Source organism: Allomuricauda sp. NFXS6 (assembly GCF_040148835.1).
Classification (GTDB): domain Bacteria; phylum Bacteroidota; class Bacteroidia; order Flavobacteriales; family Flavobacteriaceae; genus Flagellimonas.
The window spans coordinates 30,610-41,100 of the sequence record NZ_JAGEMG010000018.1; the positions used below are offsets into that span (position 1 = coordinate 30,610).

The 10,491-nt window shown below is 40.9% G+C and carries 6 protein-coding genes; 2 read left to right on the plus strand and 4 right to left on the minus strand.

Annotated elements, in window-relative coordinates; translation table 11 throughout:
- Positions 1–66 precede the first annotated feature (66 nt).
- Positions 67–777, plus strand: a complete 711-nt coding sequence (locus tag J4E06_RS18190) for an SDR family oxidoreductase (protein WP_349525413.1) — start codon at positions 67–69, stop codon at positions 775–777.
- On the opposite strand, the gene J4E06_RS18195 is transcribed toward J4E06_RS18190, so the two are convergent.
- From J4E06_RS18195 to J4E06_RS18210, 4 genes are all read right to left on the minus strand, one after another.
- Positions 778–3,510: a PD-(D/E)XK nuclease family protein gene (locus tag J4E06_RS18195; protein WP_349525414.1), complete on the minus strand. Its 2,733-nt coding sequence runs from the start codon at positions 3,508–3,510 to the stop codon at positions 778–780.
- Positions 3,511–3,573: 63 nt separating this feature from the next.
- Positions 3,574–4,932 carry an OmpA family protein gene (locus J4E06_RS18200; RefSeq protein WP_349525415.1) on the minus strand — a complete coding sequence of 453 codons (1,359 nt, stop codon included), beginning with the start codon at positions 4,930–4,932 and terminating at the stop codon, positions 3,574–3,576.
- A gap of 123 nt (positions 4,933–5,055) precedes the next feature.
- Positions 5,056–6,249, minus strand: coding sequence for a glycine C-acetyltransferase (gene kbl, locus J4E06_RS18205; protein WP_349525417.1), 1,194 nt, complete (start codon positions 6,247–6,249; stop codon positions 5,056–5,058).
- A 197-nt stretch (positions 6,250–6,446) separates the two neighbouring features.
- Positions 6,447–9,605: a UvrD-helicase domain-containing protein gene (locus J4E06_RS18210; protein ID WP_349525418.1), complete on the minus strand. Its 3,159-nt coding sequence runs from the start codon at positions 9,603–9,605 to the stop codon at positions 6,447–6,449.
- Positions 9,606–9,694: 89 nt separating this feature from the next.
- On the opposite strand from J4E06_RS18210, the gene J4E06_RS18215 reads away from it, so the two are divergent.
- Positions 9,695–10,303, plus strand: a complete 609-nt coding sequence (locus J4E06_RS18215) for a superoxide dismutase (RefSeq protein WP_349525419.1) — start codon at positions 9,695–9,697, stop codon at positions 10,301–10,303.
- The last annotated feature ends 188 nt before the right edge of the window (positions 10,304–10,491 follow it).

Below are 10,491 nucleotides of genomic sequence, written 5' to 3' on the forward strand. Positions count from 1 at the left end.
TCCTTTAGGATGGATTTTTTGTATTTGGCTTGTGCTTTTTTGAACTTTACTTCAAAACAAATCAATATGAAATTAGAAGGAAAAGTAGTATACATCACAGGAGGAACAAAAGGCATAGGATATGGCATAGCTGAAAGCCTGCTGGAGCAAGGGATGAAGGTCGCCGTAAGCGGAAGAAGCCAGGAAAGTGCCGATGCCGCGGTAAAAGGCTTGAACAATCCAGACAAGGTATTGGGATTGGTATCCGATGTGGCCAAATTGGAAGATGAGATAAAGGCGGTAGCTGCCATTCTCGATAAATGGGGACAATTGGATGTAGTGATGGCCAACGCAGGGGTCGGACATTTTGCGCCGATTGATGAATTGGAAGACGAGAAATGGCACCAGATGATAAACACCAATCTAAACGGAGTGTACCATACGCTAAAAGCTTCGGTGGAGGCTTTGAAAAAATCGGAGGGCTATTATATGACCTTGGCCAGTTTGGCGGGCACCAACTTTTTCCCAACAGCGGCGGGGTATAACGCCACCAAGTTTGGCGTGGTCGGTTTTACGCAGGCAGCGATGTTGGATTTAAGACAGTACAACATCAAGGTAACTACCATTATGCCCGGTTCCGTGGCCAGTCACTTTAACGACAACGAACCATCGGATAAAGATGCATGGAAAATTCAGCCAGAAGACATAGGTAAATTGGTCATCGATTTGCTAACGATGCACCCGCGAACCTTACCAAGTAAAATTGAAGTGCGCCCCACACGTCCCGATTTAAAATAACTAATCCACTTTTTCGGTAAGAGGAATTTCGGTATTACAGATTTCGCGGATAAGTTGGTACAGGTAATTTTCAAAAGTTGCGAGGGTATCTGCATTAATTTGGGTGTTCTTGTCCTCTGAAAAGCGGAACAATCCTTGACTCAATTTTTTAAAGGAGATGATTCCCGCCTGTACGTCTTTTATACCGTGTTTTTTGGAATAGAGATAGGCGTAACAAAGCAATTGGAACGCCTTGCTCTTGTCGTAATCCGTAATCAAGGTCTCCCAATCCGTTATTTTTACGTTTTTAGGCTCTACCTTGCCCGTTTTGTAGTCTATTATCCTAATGGTTCCGTCAAATTCGTCCACCCGGTCCAAAGTTCCCTTTAGTTTTATGGGAAAATCAAGCCCAGGAATGGTGATGAATTCTTCGTAGCGTTCCTCGAGCGCCAATATTTTGATTTGGTGTCGTTTGAGCTGTTTGAGTTCATTATCCAAAAAGTTGTGCAGGTATTTTATGATGACTTTGTACACCAACAGGAACTTTCCTTTGGAAACATCCACCCCAGAAAGGTTCTTTTCAAAATGATGCTGTACCACGCCCGCAACCTGTGTTTTTAGGGCCTTCACATTTTCTTCCGTCAACAGCTGATTAATGAGCGGCGTATAGAGTTGCTCCAAACTATCGTGAATAATGGTTCCGAAAGTATTGGCGGCAATATTTTCTTCCACCTCTTCCAAATCATTTATTTTAAGAATGTTTCTCGTGTAAAAATCAATCGGGTTCCTAATATAATTGGTAAATGAGGTTGGTGAAAAACCTTGTAACGCAAAAGCCTTGAGGTCTTCCATAAACTCCCCTTGTTTGTTGATTTGGATGAGAGGCTTTGCTTGAATACTGATTTTTGGAGTTGCAATGTTGTGGGTAATGTGTGATTTTAGATTTTCATCGGTCAGCAATTGCGTGATGAGACGGCTCTTTTCTCCACCTTCCAACACATCGGGTTCGGTGTTGTAGGTGATGTAAATGTTTTTGGCCCGTTGAATCAACCGATAAAAGTGATACACGTAGATGGCATCTTTTTCTTTGTAGGTAGGCAGGCCATAATCTCGTTTTACATCAAAAGGAATAAAAGAATTGTTCGATTTACCCGAAGGAAGAATACCCTCATTCACCGAAGTGATGATGACCGTTTCAAAATCAAGGTTTCTACTTTCTAACATTCCCATAATTTGAAAACCCGTCAACGGTTGACCAATAAAATCCAGGGTTTCCATATTGGCCAATTGCTTGAAGAGTTTTTTTATGGACTTGAGTTCTCCCATAAAATCCACCTTGTCCAAATACTGTTTTAATTGATTGAAAAGAGCATAAAACCGATACAGATATTCCAGTTCCAAGGCGTTTTTCTTGTCTTGATAAATAGTTTTTAATCGTTCAATAAGCAGTAAACAATTGTTGATCCAATCCATAGGGGAGATATCCCCGGAAGGAAATATGATGGACAACAAATCTTTTGCTTTCGGATATTTGGAGAGTGTATCGGTGTTAAGGTATAACAGGTTTCCTTCCTTGATATCTTGGGACATTCGTTGGGCAAAATTGCCCTGATCTTTGGACGATAGGGTCAAAGCATAGGGATTGGTGATAAATTCCAACACCCGTTTAAAGAACCAACCTCTATCGGATATATTGAGGTGCAGCTCCAAATAGTTTACAAAAAAGGAATACAGCACGGTTTTGTTCAACGGCATCCCCATCGTAATGTTTACCTCTGGAATGTTTTTGGGAATAGCATTGAGCATAGGGTTGAGCAAAGTTTCGTCTGCAAGCACCAAAGCGGTTTTAGTAAGGTCAATATTTTCTTGCTGACCTATTTGTTCCAATAACTGACCCACATATTTCGTCTGTGAGATGCTTTTGGGCACTCCGGTGATTGTGATGTTCTTTTTGGACAGAAAGTTGTTCTGCGGTTCTATTTGACCCCTGTGCTTATAATAGGGCCAGTTGTATTGATAATCTCGCACAAATAACCCCGCATCGTGAATGGGGTCGTTTAAAAAGTACGAATCGATATCCCAATAGATGTGTGCATTGCCTTGTTCCAAATAATGTTGGATAATGGTGGACTCAGCTGCATTTAGTGCATTGAAACCCACAAATATGATTGGTTTTGCATGAGCCTCCTCATAATTACCACTTTGGATGGCTTTGACCGCTTCCCGTTGAATCAAGCCTTGGTACCCTCTTTTTTGTTCGAGCAGCGCGGCGTAAAAATTTTTGTAGATGGTTTCCAGATGCTTCCAAAGTTGTAAGTAATTCTCAACGAGTTCCGTTTTTTCTTTACTCGCGGACCAATGGTTGATTTCCTTGATGGCAGAGAGGTAATTCAAAATATTCTCGGCTGGGATTAGATACCCATCAATTTCATTGAAATCCTGTAAAAGTGTTTGCCCCCAATTGATGAAGGATGTAAAATCATCGGAGTTTTCTATTTGCGATTCTTTGTAGACCTTAAAAAGGAGGAGCAGCAAATCAATATTGGATGCTTGGTTAAGGTCGGATAGTTGGCCAATAAATTCTTGAATGGATAATACTTCGGGGCTGAAAATATTCTTTTCCAGTCTACTGGCCATATGTTTTTTTAAGAAGGTGCCAGACCTTTTACTGGGAATAACAAAGGTGCAGTTGGTGAAATCCAACTGTTTGTGGTGAAGGTCATCCAGTACATATTCCAAGAAAGTATCGTGCATGGATTAAAAATAAAAAAGGCCCCGCATTTGCGGAGCCTTTTTCAAGAAAACTTTTGCTTCTTATTATTTTACCAAGTTGATTTCAACTCGTCTGTTTTGCGTTCTACCAGCTCTTGTGTTGTTAGTAGCAATTGGCTTAGCTTCACCGTAACCGATGGCAGATAGTCTATCAGCATCGATTCCTTTGTCGATCAAGAAATCTCTAACAGAGTTAGCTCTTTCTTCAGAAAGTTTTTGGTTCAAGCTTTCGCTACCTACGCTATCAGTATGACCTTCTACTGTAAACTTAGCAGTTGGGTACTCGTTCAAGATTTGGATGATATCCACCATTACAGAAGTAGATTCTGCTTTGATAGAAGACTTACCAGTATCGAACAAGATAGTTCTAGCGTAGTCGTTCAATTGTTTCTGAACTTCTTCAGTTACTTCTGGACAACCGTTGTTGGCAACAGTACCAGCAACATCTGGACACTGATCGTCTTTGTCAAGTACTCCATCACCGTCAGAATCTGGCCAAGGGCATCCATCGTTTTCAGCAGGTCCAGCTTCGTTAGGACACTCGTCATCTTTATCGGCAATACCATCACCGTCAGCGTCAGGACAACCAGCTAATGCAGGAAGACCTGGAGTGCTTGGACAAGCGTCATCTTTATCGGCAACACCGTCACCGTCAGAATCAGGACATCCGTTCATTTCTTTGGAACCAGCTTCGTTAGGACAAGCGTCCTTAGCATCTTCGATACCATCGCCGTCAGAATCAGGACATCCGTTGAATGCCTCTAGACCTGCAACTTCTGGACAAGCATCGTCTTTGTCATAGATACCGTCACCGTCAGTGTCAGTACCACCAAACTTAATGCTGATACCAGCCATATGTTGGAAATGCTTAACCAAGTAATCTTCGAAAGCGTGCTTGTATTGTGTTTGAAGTGTAAAACCTAGGTTATCGGAGAACCAAAAGTTAACACCAATACCACCATTTACAGTACCAGCACCGATTTCATCAACCCAAGTGTAACCACCACCAATTTCCACGAAAGGATCTACAACGGTGTTCCTTAGGATGTTGTATTTAATTGTACCATCTATAGCATAGTGGGAAAGATCATCAACTTCAAAATCTCCCAATTTTTCGATTCTGTTCAAAGAACCTCTTGCTCCAACGGAGAAACCATCACCGATATATTTGGATACTCCTATATATGATACAGAAGGCAATATGTTCCAGTGGTCGGATACATTAAAGTACTCATCGAACAACGTAGTACTGGAATAAGGATTATTCTCATCGTTTGTAGGATAGACGTCTATTGCATTCACCCCTATGCTAACCTGCCAGGGATTATTTTCGTCCTGCGCTTGTATGCTGTTGAACCCTACAAATACAAGAGCAACAACCAATAATTTGCTAAGATGTTTCATGCTCAAAATTTTAAGTTTAAGTGTTTATCAGCAGCAAATGTAAGTTGTTAAGAATTATTAACAAAATCTAAATTTCTTTTTTTTTGACTCATTTGCCAGAAGATTTGTTGTATTTCGTCGAATTTAGATGACATTTAACGACTTTCCTACCTTAATAAATGCATTAATTGCATGATCCAAGTGTTGCTTGTCGTGGGCTGCGGACAGTTGTACACGAATTCTTGCTTTGTCTTTTGGAACGACAGGATAAAAGAAACCGATTACGTAAATTCCTTCCTCCAAAAGCATATCCGCCATATTTTGTGAAAGCTTCGCATCGTAGAGCATTACTGGAACAATGGCCGAATCACCGTCAATAATATCAAAGCCAGCTTCTTTCATGCCTTTTTTGAAGTATTCCGTGTTGCTTTGGAGCTTATCGCGCAAGGACGTATCCGTATCCAACATTTCAAACACCTTAATGGATGCCCCAACAATGGCGGGAGCCAAGGAATTGGAAAATAAATAAGGTCTGGAACGTTGGCGAAGCATTTCAATGATTTCTTTTTTACCCGTGGTGTAACCGCCCATGGCACCACCCAAAGCTTTGCCCAAGGTTCCGGTAATTATGTCAATTCGGTCCATAACGCCTTTTTCTTCCAGGGTTCCGCGACCTGTTTCTCCAATAAAACCTGTGGCGTGGCATTCATCAATCATGACCAATGCATCATACTTATCCGCCAAATCACAGATTTTATCCAAAGGAGCCAAAAGCCCGTCCATGGAGAACACTCCATCGGTTACGATAATTTTAAAGCGTGCCCCATCGGCGTTACTCTGTTTGAGTTTTTCCTCAAGGTCGATCATATCATTATTATTGTATCGATACCGCTTTGCTTTGCACAAACGAACCCCATCAATAATAGAGGCGTGGTTCAAGGAATCTGAAATAATAGCATCCTCTGCGGTGAGCAATGGTTCAAACACGCCGCCGTTGGCATCAAAAGCGGCAGCATATAATATGGTATCCTCTGTGCCATAGAAATCGGCAATTTTCTGTTCCAGTTCTTTATGGATGTCCTGTGTTCCGCAAATAAATCGAACCGAAGACATTCCAAAGCCGTGGGTGTCCATCGTGTCCTTTGCGGCCTGGATCACATCAGGATGGGAGGATAGCCCCAAATAATTGTTCGCACAAAAATTGATGACTTCTTCCCCTGTGGAGATTTTTATCACTGCATCCTGTGGAGAGGTAATGATCCGCTCTTTCTTAAAAAGACCAGCTTCTTCAATTGCTTCCAGTTCTTTGGTCAAATGTTCTTTTATCTTTCCGTACATATCTTTAATTAACTTTACCTGTTGTGCATTTTTGTAAAATTCGTCATTTCGAGTTGATTTCACGACAGCATGAGTGAAATTTGTATCGAGAAAAAGAATTGTATCTAAAAAAGGTTCTCGATACGATTTTTCGTTCCTCAAAATCACTCGAACTGACGCCTTGAACTTTAATGTTCAAAATACACAACAGCTTAGCTTTATACAAAAATAGGATCTATTTCTTGGTCTATATAAACAATAATGGATTGTTTGATTTTAAAATCCATTGCTTTTAAAATATCGGCATAGTTTGCGATTTGTTCTTTGTGCTTGGGAGATGGCTTACCTGTCTTATAATCTACTATGATAGCCTGGTTTCCATCAATAATAATTCTATCGGGTCGAAGGGATTGTCCATCCGTGGTTAAAATTTCTTGCTCGTTCAATACGTGAAAGTTATCCGAGAACATGTCTTTTAACTTTGGGTGATTTACTACGGCCATTATTTTTTGTTTGATGTCGCTCGCTGTCTCTTTGGGAAAATGCCCCTCGATTTCCAATCGTTCGAGAACAGAATCAACATCTTCAACCGTTTCAATTTGGCTCAATGCAAAGTGAATCAAGTTTCCCATAGCAATGGCCTCTATTCGCTCATCATCCCATAAACGACCCGATTTGGTGGAAATTCTAAACCCGGCATCTTCTTTTGGGCGGGTAACGTAGGAGATGTAATTTTTGGCGGATTCCGAAGGAGAAGCCGTTGTTCCTTTTGATGGAAAGCTTCCTATGATATAAACACCGCTTTCATTTTCAGGAATGTTTTTCTGCTGCACGTACAAATAAAACAGTTCCGAGTAGGATGAAGCAGCTTCAACTGAAGCCACATCCTTTTTGCTGGTATCGGTAATCACAAACAGTCCTTTTACGGGACGGGTCAGTGCTACGTAAAGCACGTTCATGGAATCCAACAGGGTCTTTTGCTCCTCAGCTATATATTTTTGTTGGGCCACCTCATTGTACTCCAACATGTCCTTATTGTTGTTGATCAGGAATTCGTCCAAGCCTAAAGTTTCATCATCCGTGGTGGCCTGTACCCAAGCTTTCTTCTTCTTGCGTTTATCGTCCAGAACCGCATTGGCAAACGGAAAAACCACAAATGGGAATTCAAGGCCCTTTGCCTTGTGGATGGTCATAATTTTTACGGCATCCACACCATCGGGAGCTGCAATAGAAAGCGAATCCTTTTTTACTTCCCAATAATTAAGGAAGGCATACACGCTGGGCCCTTCCCTTTTTTCCAAATCGAGCACTTCGTCCATTAAAAAAGAAATGTGCGCAACGGAACCTTCATAAAGCTCAAACCGTATAATGGCGGTTTCCAAAATGGTGAGCACAGGTTCGCCTTTTAATTCATCAATATTAAAGTGATATGTACTGGCCAAGAAGACTTCAATATTTTCCAGGTTTTTACTGATGAAGTCGTGTTTACCGTCCTTATCGGTTGCCAGATACATTAATATATGGTATGCCGCTTCTCTGTCCTTTACATTTTCAAAAATGCGGAGGATGGAAACCAAAAAGATGACCTTTTCGTTTTTGCTCAACAACAATGCATCCGAAGAAATAATGGGAATGTTTTGTTGCGCCAAAAAATCAGCCAAAAGCATTCCCTTTTTATTGTCGCGAACCAAAATGCAGATATCGGCATGCGCATGGTTTTCCGAAATGATGTGTTGAATCGCCTTTAGTGTTTCATTGCAATAGGCGGCGTCCTTTTCTTCCACCTCGCTTTCTAAAAATGACATTTGGATGTAGCCCCCTGGTTTGTTGTTCGTTTTTTGATGGGAGTCGTTCAAAAAGAGGTTTCGATAATCTTCATTACTGAGCACAGATGCCACTTCGGTAAAAAAGCTATTGTTGAAGTTCACGATTTCATCATAACTCCTCCAGTTGGTATCGAGTGAATGAATGCTGGGCTGCAGCACAAATGGATGTGATTTTCCATTGATTAGATTGAGGAACTGCTCTGCTCTACCGCCACGCCAGCGATAAATGGCCTGTTTTACATCACCCACCAAAAAAAGAGAACCGCGTTCATGTTTTTCGTCCTCACTCTCCAAGGCGTTGCCAATGAGCGGTACTAGATTTTCCCATTGCATTTTTGAGGTGTCCTGGAACTCATCTATAAAATAATGTCGGTATTTTTCACCCATCCGTTCATAAATAAAAGGTACAGGCTGATTCTTGATTTCTTTTGAGAGAATCGCGTTCAGGGAAGAAATGGGAATAATGTCTCGATCTAGCTCAATATTCTTGATTTCCTTGGCGATTTCGTTCAAAACCGTCATCGGCACTATGTTGCCGTAGATGTTTTGGAGATAGGCTAGTTGATGGAGATTCTTCTTTATGAGTAAGTATTGCACTAAAACTGTAGAAGCTAAAACAGAAGAGTCCCTGTTGTCTTTGGCGTAGAGGATTTTTTTGTTCTCCCTTAGATTCTCCTCCAGCTTGTTGGCATACAGTCTTTTAGTGTCAAAAAAACCTTCGGATATCTTTTTAAAATGATTTGGAAGTGTTCCACTAGAAAAATCAGTCAATTCAAATCCTAGGTTCTCTATTTCTTGAAGCACAATTTGAGCCAGTTGTTTTACCTTTTCTTCAATGGCCTTACTTTCTGATGCTATCCTTTTTTGGATGTCCTGAAAATCCGAAATGGATTTTTCTCGCAAAGGGTTTATGTGCTCGGCATGGTTTTCCTGAAAAAGGAGTTTCCCGATTTCTACCAGATCATAAGTGATGTTCCAGCTTTTGTCATCATCAATTTTCTCTAGTGAAAAGGCAATTAGGACTTCGGTAAGTTTTTCATCATTGCCGGCACGTTCCAACAATCTTCCCACGGCTTCCTCTAACAGTAAATCCAAATTAAGCTCCACTTCAAAATTTTGGGACAAGTGCAAATCGCGGGCAAATGTTTTTATGATTTTGTGGTTGAACTTGTCAATCGTAGAAATCTCAAAAAAAGAGTAATTGTGGAGAATTCGCTTTAGGATAAGCTTTGATCGTTTCCGTAATTCTTCTTCGGTCAAAGAAAGTTCATCACAAAGTGATTGGAAAAGATCTTTCTGTTTTTCGGGGACAACATCTTGACCAAAAGCATAAAGGTTGTCCAATATCCTGGTTTTCATTTCATCTACCGCTTTGTTGGTAAATGTAATGGCCAAAATCTGGCGAAATTTTACCGCAGCATCGTTGGACAGCAACAATATAAGGTATGCTTTGGCAAGGGCATAGGTCTTGCCCGAACCTGCCGAAGCGCTATATATTTTAAAATTAGACTCCTCCAAGGATGTTTTTCCTGCAAAATAAGGATTCCTCACCTGATGTTAACATGGTTTTAGCGGAATATAAATGTTAAAACTCGTATTTTTACATGAATTAAGTAATAACCTAAAAAAACAAGATAATTATGGCTTTTGAATTACCGAAGTTACCGTATGCATACGATGCATTGGAACCACATATAGATGCAAGGACCATGGAAATCCACCATACCAAGCACCACAATGGCTACACCACTAAATTGAACGGTGCCATCGAAGGAACAGATTTGGAAGGAAAGGGGATAGTGGATATCCTTTCAGGTCTCGATATGTCCAATGCCGCCGTTAGAAACAATGGAGGCGGATTTTTTAACCACAGCCTTTTTTGGGAAGTAATGTCTCCAAATGGAGGAGGAAAACCTTCAGGGGAACTGGCTTCTGCCATTGATGAAGCTTTTGGTTCTTATGATGCTTTCAAAGAAAAATTTTCTACTGCCGCTGCCACCCAATTTGGGTCAGGATGGGCTTGGTTGTGCGTGCACAAAGGAGGAAAAGTGGAAGTTTGTTCCACTCCTAACCAAGATAACCCCATTATGCCCGGTGTAGGTTGTGGAGGTTACCCGATTTTGGGATTGGATGTATGGGAACATGCATATTATTTGCATTATCAAAACTTGAGACCGGATTACATTTCAGCGTTCTTTAACGTGATCAACTGGGATAAAGTTTCAGAAAATTATGCAGCTAGTAAATAAGAACTTGTTCAATAATAATATGAAAAGCCGTGCACAAAGTGCACGGCTTTTTTTGTTGCTGTGACCCGTCCTGAAATAAGTTGACAACAATTCGACTTATTTATGGAATCATCAACAAACAAAACAGTTAAGCGGACCCAAAAGGATTACAACTTAGGCTTTAAATTGGCAGTAGTATCCCAGGTGGA